Genomic DNA, 15,212 nt, shown 5'->3' with positions numbered 1-15,212 from the left:
CGCGCCATGCCCACCCACCCCCAGGAACCCGACCGGCCCGCGTCGGATCCGGTCGTACCGGTCCCCGAAGGCGCCGGACGCCCTCCGCGAGAGGATCTGCCCCAACCGGGCCCGCCCCGGTCCGAAGCGGGGAACGGCGAACCGGGACCCGACGCCGCAGGCCCCGCGCGTGCCGAGGACGAGTACACGACCGCGATCCAGGAACTGGAGGACCGCTGGCGGCGCGCACTCGCCGACCTCGACAACCTTCGCAAGCGTCACGCCAGGGAACTGGAGCGCGAACGGGCGGTCGAGCGGTCCCGCACGGCGGCCGCCTTCCTGCCCGTCCTCGACAACCTCGAACTCGCCCTGACCCACGCGGGCGCCGATCCGGGCGCGATCGTGGAGGGCGTCCGGGCCGTACGCGACCAGGCGGTGAACGTCCTCGAACTGCTCGGCTACCCGCGGCATGCGGAGACCGGCGTGGCCTTCGACCCGGCCCTGCACGAGGTGGTCGGTGTCGTCCAGGACCCCGACGCCCCACCGGGCACGGTCGTCCAGGTGCTGCGCCCCGGGTACGGGGACGGCGAACGACAGCTCAGGCCCGCCGCCGTGACCGTCGCGAAGCGGGAGTGACCCGCCATGGCACGGGACTTCTACGAGGTGTTGGGCGTGTCGCCGACCGCGAGCCAGGACGAGATCCAGCAGGCATATCGCAAACTCGCCCGCAGGCATCACCCCGACGTCAACAAGGACCCCGGGGCGGAAGAGCGCTTCAAGGACCTCAACGAGGCGTACAGCGTCCTGTCCGATCCCAAGACCCGAGCCCGCTACGACCGCTTCGGCGAGGATTTCCGCAAGATCCCGGAGGACTTCGACGAACGGGTCGCGGCGGGAGCGGGCGGAGGCTTCCGCGGTCGGAGGACCGCAGGCGGTGGCGGTCCCCGTGTCCGGTACGCCACCGGCTTCGGCGACGACCTCGGCGCGGAGGGCATCGACATCGAGGACCTGCTCGGCTCCATGTTCGGAGCCGGAGCCGCGCGCGGCGGGGTCCCCGGAGCGGACCAGGAGGCCGAACTGCCGCTCACCGTCGAGGAGGCGTACCGAGGCGGCCGTCGAACCGTCACGCTCGCCGGTCCCACCGGGCAGCCGCGGCGGTACGAGGTCGACGTGCCGCCGGGCGTCACCGACGGGCAGCGCATCCGGCTGGCGGGTGAGGGTGGCCGGGGCAGTGGTGACGCCGCCGCGGGCGACCTGTACCTGCGGGTGCGCGTCCAGCCCCACCCGCGGTTCCGGCTGGACGGCCGTGACGTGCACGTCCAGGTCCCGGTCACCCCCTGGGAGGCGGCCCTGGGCGCGACCGTGCCGGTGCCCACACCCGGCGGTGGCACGGCCAAGGTCACGGTGCCCGCGGGCTCGTCCAGCGGCCGGCGGCTGCGGCTGCGCGGCGAGGGCATGCCGAACCCGCGGGGCGCGAACGGCGACCTGTACGCCGAACTCCGCGTCATGGTGCCGCCCAAGCTCGGCGACCGGGAGCGCGAACTGTTCGAGGAGCTCGCCGCCACTTCCCCGTTCGACCCCAGGAGGACGTGATGAACGACCGACCCGCGGGAGCGGCAGGCATCGGCCGGGCCGGCGTGGGCGCCCGTCCGGTGCGGACGGGCGCGGACCTCACCGCCTCGACGGCTGTCCGGTACGCGCTCGTGCCCGTCCCCAGGCTCTCCCTGGCCGCCGTGGCCCTTCGCTCGGGCCTCCACCCCGATCTGATCCGCAGGTTCGTCGCCCTCGGCCTGGTCGACGCCGAACGCGACGCCGCGGGGCGCCTGGTGTTCGACCCCACGGCCCCTGCGGTCCTCGCCCGCATCCAGCGGCTGCGCACCGGACTCTGCCTCAACTACGCATCCATCGGCCTGGTGCTCGACCTGCTCGACCGCATCAGCCTGCTCGAAGCCGCCCTGCGCGGCCGCGGCACGAGGAGTGACACACCCCCATGGACATGAACCGTCTCACCCAGAAGTCCCAGGAAGCCCTCCAGGAGGCACAGACCGCGGCCGTCGGCATGGGGCACACCGAGGTCGACGGGGAACACCTGCTGCTCGCACTTCTCGACCAGGAGGACGGTCTGATCCCGCGGTTGCTGCAACAGGCCGGCACCGATCCGCAGGAACTGCGCGCTGCCGTGGGCGAGGAACTCTCCCGCCGCCCGAAGGTCACGGGCCCCGGCGCGGCACCCGGCCAGGTCTTCGTCACCCAGCGCCTCTCCCGCCTGCTCGACGCCGCCGAACGGGAGGCCAAACGCCTCAAGGACGAGTACGTGTCCGTGGAGCACCTCCTGCTCGCGCTGGCCGAGGAGAGCTCTTCGACCGCCGCCGGGCGACTGCTCAAACAGGCCGGCATCACCAGGGACTCGTTCCTGAGCGCGCTCACCCGGGTCCGCGGCAACCAGCGTGTCACCTCCGCCAACCCCGAAGTGGCCTACGAGGCTCTGGAGAAGTACGGCCGGGACCTGGTCCTCGAGGCTCGGTCCGGGCGGTTGGACCCGGTCATCGGCCGGGACGCGGAGATCCGCCGTGTCACCCAGATCCTCAGCCGCAAGACCAAGAACAACCCCGTCCTCATCGGCGACCCCGGCGTCGGCAAGACCGCCATCGTCGAGGGCCTTGCCCAGCGCATCGTTCGCGGCGACGTCCCCGAGGGCCTGCGCGACAAGACGGTGTTCGCCCTCGACATGGGCTCCCTGGTCGCCGGCGCCAAGTACCGCGGCGAGTTCGAGGAACGCCTCAAGGCCGTGCTCAGCGAGGTCAAGGCCGCCGAGGGCCGGATCCTGCTCTTCGTCGACGAGTTGCACACGGTCGTCGGAGCAGGCGCCGCCGAAGGGGCCATGGACGCGGGCAACATGCTCAAGCCGATGCTCGCCCGCGGCGAACTCCACATGATCGGCGCCACCACCCTCGACGAGTACCGCAAGCACATCGAGAAGGACGCCGCCCTCGAGCGCCGCTTCCAGCAGGTCCTGGTCGACGAGCCGAGCGTGGAGGACACCATCTCCATCCTGCGCGGACTGCGCGAACGCCTGGAAGTCTTCCACGGCGTGAAGATCCAGGACACCTCGCTGGTCGCGGCGGCGACGCTGTCCCACCGCTACATCACCGACCGTTTCCTGCCCGACAAGGCCATCGACCTCGTCGACGAGGCCTGTGCCCGGCTGCGTACGGAGATCGACTCCATGCCCGCCGAACTAGACGAGATCACCCGCCGGGTGACCCGCCTGGAGATCGAGGACGCGGCCCTGTCCAAGGAGACCGATCCCGCCAGCAAGGCCCGTCTGGGGGAGCTGCGCAGGGAACTGGCCGACCTGCGCGGTGAGGCCGACGCCAAACGCGCCCAGTGGGAGGCCGAACGGCAGGCGATCCGCCGCGTGCAGGAACTGCGCCAGGAACTGGAGCAGGTCCGCCACGATGCGGAGGAGGCCGAACGCGCCTACGACCTCAACCGCGCCGCCGAACTCCGCTACGGCCGACTCCAGGACCTGGAGCGCCGACTCGCCGCGGAGGAGGAGCAACTGGTCTCCAAACAAGGGCAGAACCGGCTGCTGCGCGAGGTCGTCACCGAGGAGGAGATCGCCGAGATCGTCGCCGCCTGGACCGGCATCCCCGTCGCCCGCCTCCAGGAGGGCGAGCGCGAGAAACTGCTGCGTCTCGACGAGATCCTGCGCGAGCGCGTCATCGGCCAGGACGAAGCCGTCAAACTCGTCACCGACGCCATCATCCGCGCCCGCTCCGGCATCCGCGACCCTCGACGCCCCATCGGTTCGTTCATCTTCCTCGGCCCCACCGGCGTCGGGAAGACCGAGCTGGCCAAGACCGTCGCCCGGACTCTGTTCGACTCCGAGGAGAACATGGTCCGCCTCGACATGAGCGAGTACCAGGAGCGGCACACCGTCAGCCGGCTCATGGGCGCGCCGCCCGGATACGTCGGCTACGAGGAAGGCGGCCAGCTCACCGAGGCCGTACGCCGCAAGCCGTACTCGGTCGTGCTGTTCGACGAGATCGAGAAGGCGCACACCGATGTCTTCAACACCCTGCTGCAGATCCTCGACGACGGTCGCATCACCGATGCGCAGGGCCGCACCGTCGACTTCCGCAACACCGTGATCATCATGACGTCCAACATCGGCTCCGAGCACCTCCTCGACGGCGCCACCGCCGAAGGTGAGATCAAGCCCGATGCCCGCGCCCTGGTGATGGGCGAGCTGCGCGGGCACTTCCGCCCGGAGTTCCTCAACCGCGTCGACGACATCGTGCTGTTCAAGCCGCTCGGCGAGCGGCAGATCGAGCGGATCGTGGAGCTGCAGTTCGACGAACTGCGGCAGCGGCTCGCCGAACGCCGCATCACCGTCGAACTCACCCCCGCTGCCCGGGAAGTGATCGCCCACGAGGGCTACGACCCGGTGTACGGGGCCCGGCCGCTGCGCCGCTACATCTCCCACGAGGTCGAGACGCTGGTCGGACGCGCCCTGCTGCGCGGCGACGTCCAGGACGGCGCGACGGTCCGCGTCGACGCCGAACACGGAGAGCTGGTGGTCACCTACGACCGGCCCGAGGACCTGAAGGGAGCGCGGGCGGCATGAGCACGATGCAGGCGACGACCGTCAGTTGTCCGAACTGCGGGCGCACCAACCGGGTGCCCGTGGCCGCGGAGGGCCGCCCCAGGTGCGGCCACTGCAAGCAGCCCCTGCCGTGGATGGTGGACGCGGGCGACGACGACTTCACCGAGGTCGCCGAGAGGGCCGACGTCCCCGTCGTGGTCGACCTGTGGGCCACATGGTGCGGCCCCTGCCGCATGGTGAGCCCCGCGCTGGAGAAGGTCGCCACCGATCTCGCCGGCCGCATCAAACTCGTCAAAGTCGACGTCGACAAGAACCCGCGGCTGTCGCGGCGTTTCGACGTCCAGGCGGTACCGACACTGCTCGTGCTCGACCGGGGCGAGACGGTCGCCAGGCAGGCGGGGGCGGCGCCCGCCCCCGCTCTGCGCCAGTGGGTGGAACAGTCGATCACGACCCGGGAAGGGTGATCCGGATGACCCTGCACGCAGACCCCCACCTCGCGCTCGTTCGGCCGGTCCAGCCGCTGACCCCAGAGGGCTGTCAGGAGTGTCTGCTGCTCGGCTCCCCGTGGGTCCACCTGAGGCTCTGCCTGACCTGCGGGCACGTCGGCTGCTGCGACTCCTCGCCGAACAAGCACGCGCGTAGGCACGCAGCTGCGGACGCACATCCGATCGTGCAGTCGTTCCAGCCCGGCGAGGAATGGCGCTGGTGCTACGTCCACGAGGCGTTCGTCTGATGTCCGGCGACCAGCCGCTGCCGGGCGGAGAACCGGTGCCGGAGGAAGCGGACGAGACCGGCTTCCAGGAGACCCCGGACACCTGCGGCGCGTATCCGCGCCTTACGGAGGACCAGACAGCACGTCTGGCGGAGCACGGGCAACGCCGGAGCATGGCTCCCAACGACGTGCTGATCCAGGAGGGGGAGCGCTGCGAGACGTTCTTCGTCGTCCTCAGCGGTACCGTCGCCGTCGTCGAGGACTACGGCACTCCCGAGGAGCACGTGCTGCGCGTGCACGGCCCCGGCCGCTTCATCGGCGAACTCGGGCTGCTGCACGGGCAGGTGGCCTTCTACACCGCTGTCGCCAGGGAGCCGGGCGAGGTCCTCGTCGTCTCCCTGGACCAGTTGCGCCACCTGGTGTCCCAGGACCCCACCATCGGGGACGTCGTGCTGCGCGCCTGTCTGGGCCGTCGCGCGCTGCTCGTCGGACAGGGCGCTGGCTTCCGCATCATCGGCTCGCGCTACTCGCCCGACACCAGGCGGCTGCGCGAGTTCGCCATCCGCAACCGGCTGCCGCACCGCTGGATCGACCTGGAGACCGACGAGGAGGCCGAGGACCTGCTGCGCCGCTTCGGCGTCGGCCCGGAGGAGACACCGCTCGTCATCTGGCGGGACACCACCCTGTTGCGCAACCCCAGCAACGCGGACCTGGCCCGGCTCATCGGCCTGCCCTCACTGCCCGCCGGAAACCGACACGGCGACGTCCTCATCGTCGGCTCCGGACCCGCCGGCCTCGCTGCCGCGGTGTACGCCGCCTCCGAGGGCCTGAGCACCACCGTGGTGGAGGCGATGGCCGCCGGTGGCCAGGCCGGCACGTCGTCCCGCATCGAGAACCTGCTCGGCTTCCCCGCCGGCATCTCCGGCGCCGAACTCACCGAACGCGCCGTGCTCCAGGCCGGCAAGTTCGGCGCCAGGATCAGCATTCCGGTGGAGGCGACCGGTCTCCATCCCAAGGACGAGGACCACTACGTGGTGGCGTTCGCCGACGGCAGCGAGATCGCCGCCCGCGCCGTCGTCCTGGCCACGGGCGCCCGCTATCGCCGGCTCCAGGTGCCCGGCATCGAACGCCTTGAGGGAACGAGCGTCCATTACTCGGCGACCGTCTACGAGGCCCAGCAGTGCCGCACCGACCCGGTGGCCGTCGTCGGCGGAGGCAACTCGGCGGGCCAGGCGGTGCTGTTCCTCGCCGGGTACGCGCCGAAGGTGTGCCTGCTGGTCCGAGGACCCAGCCTTGAGGCCAACATGTCCCGCTACCTGGTCGACCAGGTCGAACGCCATCCGCGGGTGGAGGTCATGCTGCACACCGAGGTCACCGAGGTCATCGGCCAGGAGGTGCTGGAGGAGCTCGACGTGGTCGACAACCGCACGGGCGGGCACCGCCGACTCGCGGTAGGGGGCCTGTTCGTCTTCACCGGCGCCGACCCCCACACCGAGTGGCTCGCCGGCATCATCGCCCTCGACTCCCGCGGCTTCGTCCTCACCGGCCCGGAGGCCCAGGAAGCCTGCGCCCACCCCGAGGTGTGGCACGGCCGCGGGCGCCCGTGCATGACCCTGGAGACCAGCCTGCCCGGGGTCTTCGCGGTGGGGGACGTCCGCAGCGGCTCGGTGAAGCGGGTGGCCTCGGCGGCCGGCGAGGGCGCGATGGCCATCCACTTCGTGCACCGGCACCTGGGGCACTCGGCCGCACCCGGCACCACGGGCACGTCAGCTGTCGCGGGCCACTCGGACGTCTCCCCACGCGTACGTCACAAGGAGTCCGCATGGCTCGCATGACGAATGGCGCCTGTCCGGCGTCACCGCGGTGGCGGCCTGCTGGACTACTCCATGCGGGCGCGAGAGGCCGCCGGAGACCCCACGGGAGGCTGGGACGCTACATGCCCGGGGCCGAGACGGCAGGCTGCGTTCGGGGCTCACGCGTCGGCGATGCTCTCTGGCCGGCCTGCAATCGCGTGTCCTTCCGTAACCCCTGGTTCGCACTGTCAAGACCGTGATCGTCGAGCACGCCACGAAGGCGCGTGTGATCGATGACATCACCCGCATCAAGCTCCACCGGGAAGCCGATCAGGACGTCCTCGACCTCATCCGCGAGATGATGATCAAGGTGCGGCATGGGCCAGGAGTCGGAGCGTGCCGCCCTCGTCACAGCGGAGGGCCCTAGTTGGATTGGATGCCCAAGTGCGGCGGCACCCCTTGTGACCTGCGCTGTACCAAAGTGCCAACTATCTCTCTGATTCCGGGCCTCCGGTTGCTGAAGCCAGTTGGCATCAGCACAGGTTGCGAACGTGGCCTAGTGTCAACTACCGATCCTGGTCACACTTACTTTGCCATCTCTTTGCAACCTGTGCCCCGGCTGTCTCGTCTCTTCGCCCGATCCCGTCAACGGACCGACGAAAGAGAGCGATTCATGCGAGTCAAGACGCGAACGGGCCTTGCCGCCCTCATGGTTGCGGGCACCGCCCTGCTGATCGGTACGGCGCCCGCGTCGGCCGACGACCGGACGCCCACCCCCGTCCCCAGCACCGGCGGGCAGCGGAGCACGACCCCGGCCCCGGCCGAGGCGGGCAGCGACGCGACCCCGGCTCCCGCCCCTCCCCGGGACGCCGCCGAACCGGCCACCGCGCCGAGCCAGGTCGGCGTCGTCCCGCGAGGCGCCGCCGACACCGGGGTGGCGGAGCCCTCCGACAGCCACGGCGGTCTGATCGGGGGCGGCGCGGCCGCGATGGTCGCGGCGGCCGGCACGGGCTTCTGCGTCGTACGGCGCCGGAGGGCGACCGGCGCATGAGCCCGCTCTCCAGACGCGCCCTGATCCTCTCGGCCCTCGCGGCGCCGCTGCTCGCCGGCTGCGCCGCCGACCCGGCCGGCCCCGAGGCCACCGGTACCGGGGCCGGCGCGCGCCCGGCGGGGGGTTCCCCGGGGGCCTCCGCCCCCTCGGCCGGGGCCGCGCGTCCCCTCGCCCGCTCGGTGCCGGTCCGGCTGCTGATCCCGGCCATCGGGGTCGACGCCTCCGTCATGCGGCTGGGTCTGGCCGCCGACGGGAGCGTGCAGGTGCCTCCGATCGAGCGGCACGACCGGGCCGGGTGGTACGTGAACTCCCCGACGCCGGGCCGGACCGGGCCGTCGGTGATCCTCGGCCACGTCACGGTCGGCGCGTACGGGGACGGCGTCTTCCGGCACCTCGACCGGCTGCGCCGGGGCGACCGGGTCGGGGCGCGTCTGGAGAACGGCACCACGGCCGACTTCACCGTCACCGAGGTGACGGCCGTCCGCAAGGCGCAGTTCCCGACGGAACGGGTCTACGGGAACGTGGACCGGCCCGAACTGCGTCTCATCACGTGCGGCGGCCCCCGCACCGGCGACGGATACCGCGACAACGTGATCGTCTTCGCCGCTCTGACCTCCGCGGGAGAACGTTGAAACGGCCCGGTCGGTCCCGTGAGAGGGCGGCGTCCGAACTGTTCGCCGCCCTCTACCCGCGCCTCGCCGGCTGGTGCCGGCGTCTCGTGGACGACGACGGGACGGCGCACGAGATCGCCTCGGAGGCGTTCACCCGGCTCTGGGCCCGCTGGACCGCCGTCGCGGAACCGCAGGGGTTCCTCTACGTCACCGCCGCCAACCTGGTCCGCGACCACTGGCGCAGACTCGAACGCGAGCGCCGCGCCCTGCGCCGGGTCACCGCCGAGGCCGCGGTCGCCCCGTCCGCCGAGCCCGCCGACCCCTCGGTGCGGCTGCTGGTGCAGTCCCTGCCCGACCGGCTGCGCGTGCCGATCCTGCTGCACTACTACGCTGACATGCCGATCCGGGAGGTGGCCGTACTGACCGGGCGCAAGGAAGGAACCGTCAAGGCCGACCTGCACGCGGCCCGCGAACTGCTCCGCGCCCACCTGAGGAGGAGCCTTGATCACACCCGCTGACGACTTCGACGACGGTCCGGCGTCCGACCCCGACGACCCCCTCACCGTGATCCTGCGGCCCGCCCCCGGTCACCTCGGACCGCCGCCCGGCCGCTACGAGGAGATCCGCCGCGGCGCCGCCCGCCGCCGTCTGGTGCGCACCGCGGCCGGGGCCGGCGCGGCCTGCGCGGTCGCCGCGCTCGCCGTCCTGCTGCCGCTGCACCTGACCGCGGCGGACGGACCCGCCCGCCCGACGGTGCCGCTCGCGCCGCCGCCGGCGACCGGCACCCCGTCCACCCTGCCCCCGTCCTCGTCGCCCTCGCCCGTGCCCGCCACCGGGGATCCCGTGGAGGGATCCCGGTCCCCGGCCGCGGACCAGCGGGCCTCGGCCGCCGCCGGGGACAGCACCGCCCCCGACACCGGCCGCGGACGCTCGCCTCGGTCCGAGCCCTCCTCGGGAGGGGAACGGAGCACGACCGCGACCGCGCCGCCCACGCCGTCCGCCGCACCCTCGGACGTGCCGTCCGCGTCGACCGCCCGCCGGTGAGGCCGGCTCCAAGAGCCGGGGCGGGCGCCGGATGCTCCCCGGGCGCCGGACGCTCCCCGGGGGCCGGGCGGCTGGGGGCCGCCGGCTAGCCGAGCGCGGCCATGGCGATGCGCTGTGCCACCGGGTTCATGCCCTCGCCCTTCGCGTCCGTAGAGTTGACCGAGTACACCAGGGTGCGGCCGAGGTCCCGGGTGCCGGCGATCAGCGCGTTGTAGCCGTACCGGCCGCCGGACTTGAGCCAGTAGACCTCGCCCGCGTACGCGAAGCGCTGAAGTCCCGCGCTGTAGGTGGCGCCCTCGATGCCGGCCGGGAGCGTGAACATCTCCCGCAGCTGCGGCTCCGGCACGATCCGGCCCCTGAACAGGGAGGTGAGCAGACGCTCCAGGTCGGCGGTCGTGGAGATCATGTCGCCGGCCGCGAACCGGTCCGCCTGGTTCCATTCGGTGACGTCGACGAACCGGGTCGTCCCGTCGGCCTCCTTCACCGCCTGGTAGCCGCGGTTGTGCGGGCCGAGGATGCGCGGGTCGGTACCGGGGAAGGAGGTGTCGCGCATCCCGGCGGGTGCGAGGACCAGACGGCCGGCCTCGGACGCGTACGGCCGGCCGGTCACCTTCTCGATCAGCAGCCCCAGAACCGTGTAGTTGATGTTCAGGTAGTGCTGTCGCTCGCCCGGGCGGAACTCGGGCTCCTTCGCCGCCGCCGAGGCCACCACCCGCTGCGGGGTCAGCGTGTCGAACCGGTGCGCGTACACCTCCTCGAAGGAGTCGCCGAGGCCGTCGCCCGCCGGGATCCCGCTCGTGTGGTTCAGCAACTGCCGTACGGCGATCGGCCGGTACTGCCTGCCGAACACGCCGGGAAGATAGTGCTGGACCGGGGTGTCCAGGTCGATCCGGTGCTCGGCCGCCAGCCGCAGGACGGCCGCGGCCGTCACCACCTTCGTCGTCGAACCCGCCCTGAACCGGGCCCGGGGATCGGCCGCGGTGCCGCTCGGCAGGTCGTGCACGCCCGCGCTGCCGCGCCAGGTGCCGTCGGCGCCGCCGACCCGGACGAGGGCGGCGGTCGCGTCGGCGTCCGGGAGCCCGCCGAGCGCTGCGCTCAGCGCCTCGGTGTCGAGCGCGTCCACCTGCCGGGCCGCACTCCGGTCGGGCGCCGCGAAGGCGGGCGCGGCCAGCGGGCCGGCGGCGAGGACGGTCACCAGGGAGGCGGCGAGCAGGACGGTACGGCGGCGCGTGGGCATACGGACTCCGGGAAGTGAGGGCGGGCGGGGAGAGCGGCGGGGCAGCAGGCTCGCCGGGCTGTCGCCATGATCTTCCGACGGGGCGCGGCGGTTGCGGATCGTCACCGAGGAGGGTGCCCGACCCTGGTGCGACCCTGAGCAACTTCCTTACGGGCGGCGGAAGTTGTCCGGGTCGCCCCTTACGGGTGCGCGGCCGGTCGGCCGGATGTGCCGGTGCCGCCCGCCGGTCAGAGGCGTGCCGCGGTCTGCCGGCCCGTCAGCCCGTCGGCCCGTCGAGCTGACGGTCCGTCCGGTGTCCGTGTCCCGTGTCCGGTCGGTCGCGCTCGCGCAGGGCCGTGAGCACCTCGATCCGGTTGGTGGTGATCGAGTCCACGCCCAGGTCGAGGAGCCGGCGCATGGAGCGGCGGGTGTCCGGGGTCCAGACGGAGAGCAGGTGGCCGCCGCGGTGCACGCGGGCGGCCAGCTCCCGGTTCACCAGGGAGAAGCGGTAGTTGAGCCAGCGGGGCTTCACCGCCTCGAGCAGGGCGGGCCGCGGCGGAGCCAGGCTGGTGCGGGTCAGGGCGATCTCGGCGGACGGGTCGGCGGCCCGCACGGCGAGCATGGCGACGGCGTCGGCGGTGTAGTAGACCCGGTCCGCCGCGCCGGCCCCGCGCACGACGTCGACGATCCGCCGCGCCGTGCGCACGTCCCGGGTCCCCGGCAGGTCGAGCATCAGACGGCTGTCGCCGGTCGCCGCGAGCGCCTCCTCCAGCGTCGGCACGGCGCCGGCCGTCAGCCCGCGGACCTCGGCGGCGGACAGCGTCCGCAGCGGCCGGTCCTGCTCCCACAGCCGCTTCAGCGTCTCGTCGTGCAGCAGGACGGGCACGCCGTCACGGGTGAGCCGTACGTCGGTCTCGACGGCGTCCGCGCCCAGGGCGAGCGCGGAACGCAGCGAGTCGATCGTGTTCTCGCGGAAGCGGTAGGGGTCGCCGCGATGGGCCACGGCAGTCACGTTCTGCATGGGCCCATTGTGGCGGGCGCCGGTCCTCAGGGGGCCGGCCAGCCCGCCGTGTACGTGTCGATCTCGTCCTTGATACGGGACTTCCCGGCGCCGTCCAGGAACGAGGCGTCGACCGCGTCGGCCGCGAGGCGGGCGAGACCCCGCTCGTCCAGGTCGAGGAGACGGGCGGCGACCGCGTACTCGGTGTCGAGGTCGGTGCCGAACATGGGCGGGTCGTCGGAGTTGATCGTGACCAGCACGCCGGCCTTCACGAACTCCTTGAGCGGGTGCTCGTCGAGGGTGCGGACCGCGCGCGTCGCGATGTTGGACGTCGGGCACACCTCCAGGGCGATGCGGTGCTCGGCGAGGTGGGCGAGCAGCTTCTCGTCCTGCGCGGAGCTCGTGCCGTGGCCGATCCGCTCGGCGCGCAGATGCGTCAGCGCGTCCCACACCGTCTGCGGGCCGGTGGTCTCGCCCGCGTGCGGCACCGAGCGCAGCCCGGCGGCGATGGCCCGGTCGAAGTACGGCTTGAACTGCGGACGCGGCACGCCGATCTCGGGCCCGCCGAGCCCGAAGGAGACCAGACCCTCCGGGCGGATCCGGTCGTCGGTGGCGAGCCGGGTCGTCTCCTCGGCGGCCTCCAGTCCCGCCTCGCCGGGGATGTCGAAGCACCAGCGCAGCAGGGTCCCGAACTCCGCCTCGGCCGCCTTGCGGGCGTCCTCGATGGCGTCCATGAAGGCACGCTCGTCGATGCCCCGCCGGGTCGAGGAGAACGGGGTGATCGTCAGCTCGGCGTACCGCACCTGCTGGCGGGCCAGGTCCCGGGCGACCTCGTAGGTCAGCAGCCGGACGTCCTCGGGGGTGCGGATGAGGTCCACGACGGAGAGGTACACGTCGATGAAGTGGGCGAAATCCGTGAACGTGAAGTAGTCGGCCAGGGCCTCGGGGTCGGTGGGCACCTTGGAGTCGGGGTGCCGGGCGGCCAGTTCGGAGACGATACGGGGGGACGCGGAGCCGACGTGGTGGACGTGCAGTTCGGCCTTGGGCAGCCCGGCGATGAAGGCGTGCAGCTCGCGGGAGCCGCCCGCGGCGGCCGCGGTGGGGCCGGCGGGCACACCGGTGGCGGGGGAGCCTGCGGCGGCAGAGGCTGCGTCGAGGCGGTCGGTCATGGGGTCCTCCCCGGGACGGCGCCCCCGGCCTGGCCGGCCTGACGGGACGCGGGTGATCGGCTGATCGATGGGTCGGGATCATCGTAGGCGCACCCGTCGAAACCCGTCCGCGCCTCTTGGCCGCGGGTGGTCCTGGGGGGTTCGCGGGTGGTCCGCGGACTGCCCGAGGACGGTCTGCGGGCTGCCGGTCGTCGCCGGGCGGCCGCGGCCCGGCGTCCGTCGTGTCGGTGGCGGGTCGTAGCATGACGGGACGTGCGCAGGGTGGAACGGCGTACGGACGACGGAACGCGACGAGGGGCGCCCGACGGAACGCCGGGCGGAGGCGACAGAGGGGACCACCACGCATGTCCGACGACGCGCCGACCCCGGCCGGTGACGCCGCCCGCGACCCGTGGTCCGCGCCCCCTTCCGGCGGCCCGGACGGACCGCGGGACGCGACCCCCAAGGTGCCGTTGGACAAACGCGCCGCGAACGAAGGCGCCGGTGCCGCCGCCCCTCCGGCCGAGGCGGACCCGTGGGCCGCGCCCGCGGACGGCGCGGGGAGCGGTCCCGGTCACACCGTCGCCGGTGACGAACCGCTGACGCCGGCGTACGGTTCTCCCGGTCAGGCGCCGCCCGCGGTGCACGACCAGCGGACGGTCACCGCGATGCCCGGGGTGACGCCGCCGCCGGGGCACGGCCACCCCCAGGCCTGGGCCGCCCCGTTCGCGAGCCCGCCCGGCGGTGGGGCGCTCGGCTCCTTCCCGCCGCCGCACCCGGGTACGGCGGCGGCCGGTGGCCCGCCCCCCAACCCCTTCGCGCCGCCCGCGCCGGGTGCCACGGTCCCTCCGCCGCCCATCGCACCCCACGGCCCCGGGCAGGTCCCCTACGGATACCCGGGCGGGTACCCCGGAGGCTATCCCGGTGCGTACGGCTACCCCGGCCCCTACGGCTGGCCCGGCGGGGCGGGGCCCAGCAATGGGATGGGTGTCGCCGGGATGGTGCTGGGCATCGCCTCGGCGGTCCTCTTCTGCCTGTGGCCGCTGGCCGCGATCCTGGGCGTCCTCGGCGTCGTGTTCGGTTCGATCGGACGGGCGAAGGCCCGCCGCGGCGAGGCCTCCAACGCGGGACAGGCACTGGCCGGGATCATCTGCGGAGCGGTAGGAGCCGCGCTGGCGGTGGCCCTGGGCGTCCTCCTGATCGTCCAGACCTGACGCCCCCCGAGCCGCCCGATACCCGCCCGGCCGGGGGCGTGGAGGCCGGAGCCGCTCACGTCGGGCCGGGGCCGGGGTCGCCGCTCCTCGTCGTTCGCCCCAGGGGCGTAGCCCGGGGCAAGGCGTGGGGCGGCCTCGGTCAGGACAGGGTGCGCAGGTGTGCGCGGGCCTCCATGAGGGCGAAGCCGAGGAGGTTGTCGCCTCGCCACCGCTGCGGGTCCCGCGCCGCCTCCTCGTCCGCCGTCAGACCGATGCCCCAGACGCGGTCCACGGGGCTGGCCTCGACCAGTACGCGCGTGCCCGTGCCCAGCAGGAACGACCGCAGCGCGGGGGACGAGGCGAACTTGTGGACGCTGCCCTCGACCACGAGCCCGAACCGCTCGCGGCGCCAGACCTCCTCGTCGAAGCCGCGCACCAGGCGCCCCTCCTTCTTCGCCTGTGCGGGGGAGCGGGCGGCCAGGGCGCGCTCCTCCGCTTCCGCGTCTTCGAATAGGCGGGCCTTCCCGGCCATCATCCAGTGCTCGGCGGTCGCGTAGGACACCCCGTCGATCACGAACGGTGACGGCCACCACTGGCTCAGACAGCTCGGGCCCAGCCGTCCGCCGGGCAGCGGCCGGTGTCCCCAGAAGTGCAGATACTTGATCCTCGCCCCCGCCCGGGCCTGCCTGACCAGCGCCTCCCGGCAGTCGATCCTCTCCATGCACGCGAGTCTGGCACGCACCACTGACACTGCGTCCCGCCTTTCCCGCTCCGACTCGACACCTGGTCGACCCCCAGTCGACAGATTCCGTCGCGTAACCAAAAGGCAACAACGGAATCACTTGTTGGAGTGCCC

Annotated in this window: 16 protein-coding genes and 1 pseudogene; 13 read left to right on the top strand and 4 right to left on the bottom strand. The window is 73.0% G+C overall.

Features of this window, described 5'->3' with window-relative positions:
* Positions 1-6 precede the first annotated feature (6 nt).
* The 12 genes from Saso_RS33170 to Saso_RS33115 all read left to right on the top strand — a co-directional run bounded on the left by Saso_RS33170 (position 7) and on the right by Saso_RS33115 (position 9,799).
* The gene (locus tag Saso_RS33170) at positions 7-615 is read left to right on the top strand and encodes a nucleotide exchange factor GrpE (protein WP_057604185.1); all 609 of its coding nucleotides are present in this window, start codon (positions 7-9) and stop codon (positions 613-615) included.
* A gap of 6 nt (positions 616-621) precedes the next feature.
* Positions 622-1,572: a DnaJ C-terminal domain-containing protein gene (locus tag Saso_RS33165; protein WP_189926544.1), complete on the top strand. Its 951-nt coding sequence runs from the start codon at positions 622-624 to the stop codon at positions 1,570-1,572.
* A complete protein-coding gene (locus tag Saso_RS33160; protein WP_189926542.1) occupies positions 1,572-1,979 on the top strand; it encodes a chaperone modulator CbpM in 408 nt (135 codons plus the stop codon). Before Saso_RS33165 ends, Saso_RS33160 begins: the two co-directional genes overlap by 1 nt.
* The gene (gene clpB / locus Saso_RS33155; RefSeq protein ID WP_189926540.1) at positions 1,970-4,609 is read left to right on the top strand and encodes an ATP-dependent chaperone ClpB; all 2,640 of its coding nucleotides are present in this window, start codon (positions 1,970-1,972) and stop codon (positions 4,607-4,609) included. Before Saso_RS33160 ends, clpB begins: the two co-directional genes overlap by 10 nt.
* Complete coding sequence (gene trxA / locus Saso_RS33150) at positions 4,606-5,052, top strand: thioredoxin (protein WP_189926538.1); 447 nt, start codon at positions 4,606-4,608, stop codon at positions 5,050-5,052. Before clpB ends, trxA begins: the two co-directional genes overlap by 4 nt.
* A gap of 5 nt (positions 5,053-5,057) precedes the next feature.
* Complete coding sequence (locus Saso_RS33145) at positions 5,058-5,321, top strand: UBP-type zinc finger domain-containing protein (protein ID WP_067378125.1); 264 nt, start codon at positions 5,058-5,060, stop codon at positions 5,319-5,321.
* Complete coding sequence (locus Saso_RS33140; RefSeq protein ID WP_189926536.1) at positions 5,321-7,135, top strand: FAD-dependent oxidoreductase; 1,815 nt, start codon at positions 5,321-5,323, stop codon at positions 7,133-7,135. The genes Saso_RS33145 and Saso_RS33140 overlap by 1 nt, the downstream gene beginning before the upstream one ends.
* A 214-nt stretch (positions 7,136-7,349) precedes the next feature.
* On the top strand, positions 7,350-7,520 hold the full coding sequence (locus Saso_RS33135; RefSeq protein WP_189926534.1) for a hypothetical protein: 171 nt from the start codon (positions 7,350-7,352) through the stop codon (positions 7,518-7,520).
* A 246-nt stretch (positions 7,521-7,766) separates the two neighbouring features.
* Positions 7,767-8,144: a Tat pathway signal sequence domain protein gene (locus tag Saso_RS33130; RefSeq protein ID WP_189926532.1), complete on the top strand. Its 378-nt coding sequence runs from the start codon at positions 7,767-7,769 to the stop codon at positions 8,142-8,144.
* Positions 8,141-8,776: a class F sortase gene (locus Saso_RS33125; RefSeq protein ID WP_189926530.1), complete on the top strand. Its 636-nt coding sequence runs from the start codon at positions 8,141-8,143 to the stop codon at positions 8,774-8,776. Before Saso_RS33130 ends, Saso_RS33125 begins: the two co-directional genes overlap by 4 nt.
* Positions 8,773-9,273 carry an RNA polymerase sigma factor gene (locus tag Saso_RS33120; RefSeq protein ID WP_189926528.1) on the top strand — a complete coding sequence of 167 codons (501 nt, stop codon included), beginning with the start codon at positions 8,773-8,775 and terminating at the stop codon, positions 9,271-9,273. The genes Saso_RS33125 and Saso_RS33120 overlap by 4 nt, the downstream gene beginning before the upstream one ends.
* On the top strand, positions 9,257-9,799 hold the full coding sequence (locus Saso_RS33115) for a hypothetical protein (protein WP_189926871.1): 543 nt from the start codon (positions 9,257-9,259) through the stop codon (positions 9,797-9,799). The genes Saso_RS33120 and Saso_RS33115 overlap by 17 nt, the downstream gene beginning before the upstream one ends.
* An 85-nt stretch (positions 9,800-9,884) precedes the next feature.
* On the opposite strand, the gene Saso_RS33110 is transcribed toward Saso_RS33115, so the two are convergent.
* From Saso_RS33110 to Saso_RS33100, 3 genes and pseudogenes are all read right to left on the bottom strand, one after another.
* Entirely contained in the window at positions 9,885-11,036 is a 1,152-nt protein-coding gene (locus Saso_RS33110) for a serine hydrolase domain-containing protein (protein ID WP_189926526.1), read from the bottom strand.
* A 256-nt stretch (positions 11,037-11,292) separates the two neighbouring features.
* Positions 11,293-12,036, bottom strand: coding sequence for a glycerophosphodiester phosphodiesterase (locus Saso_RS33105; protein ID WP_189926524.1), 744 nt, complete (start codon positions 12,034-12,036; stop codon positions 11,293-11,295).
* Positions 12,037-12,062: 26 nt separating this feature from the next.
* A pseudogene (locus tag Saso_RS33100) lies at positions 12,063-13,273 on the bottom strand (adenosine deaminase); the annotation flags it as partial.
* Between the two features lie 255 nt (positions 13,274-13,528).
* Between Saso_RS33100 and Saso_RS38845 the strand changes: the two are divergent.
* Positions 13,529-14,377 (top strand): DUF4190 domain-containing protein, encoded by an 849-nt coding sequence (locus Saso_RS38845; RefSeq protein ID WP_268253250.1) that lies wholly within the window; start codon positions 13,529-13,531, stop codon positions 14,375-14,377.
* Positions 14,378-14,516: 139 nt separating this feature from the next.
* On the opposite strand, the gene Saso_RS33090 is transcribed toward Saso_RS38845, so the two are convergent.
* Positions 14,517-15,077 carry an NADAR family protein gene (locus tag Saso_RS33090; RefSeq protein ID WP_189926522.1) on the bottom strand — a complete coding sequence of 187 codons (561 nt, stop codon included), beginning with the start codon at positions 15,075-15,077 and terminating at the stop codon, positions 14,517-14,519.
* Positions 15,078-15,212: the final 135 nt, after the last annotated feature.

The organism is Streptomyces asoensis (genome assembly GCF_016860545.1).
GTDB lineage: Bacteria > Actinomycetota > Actinomycetes > Streptomycetales > Streptomycetaceae > Streptomyces > Streptomyces asoensis.
Note: the sequence above shows the minus strand (reverse complement) of the source record. Positions and strands in the feature narration are given on the sequence as shown.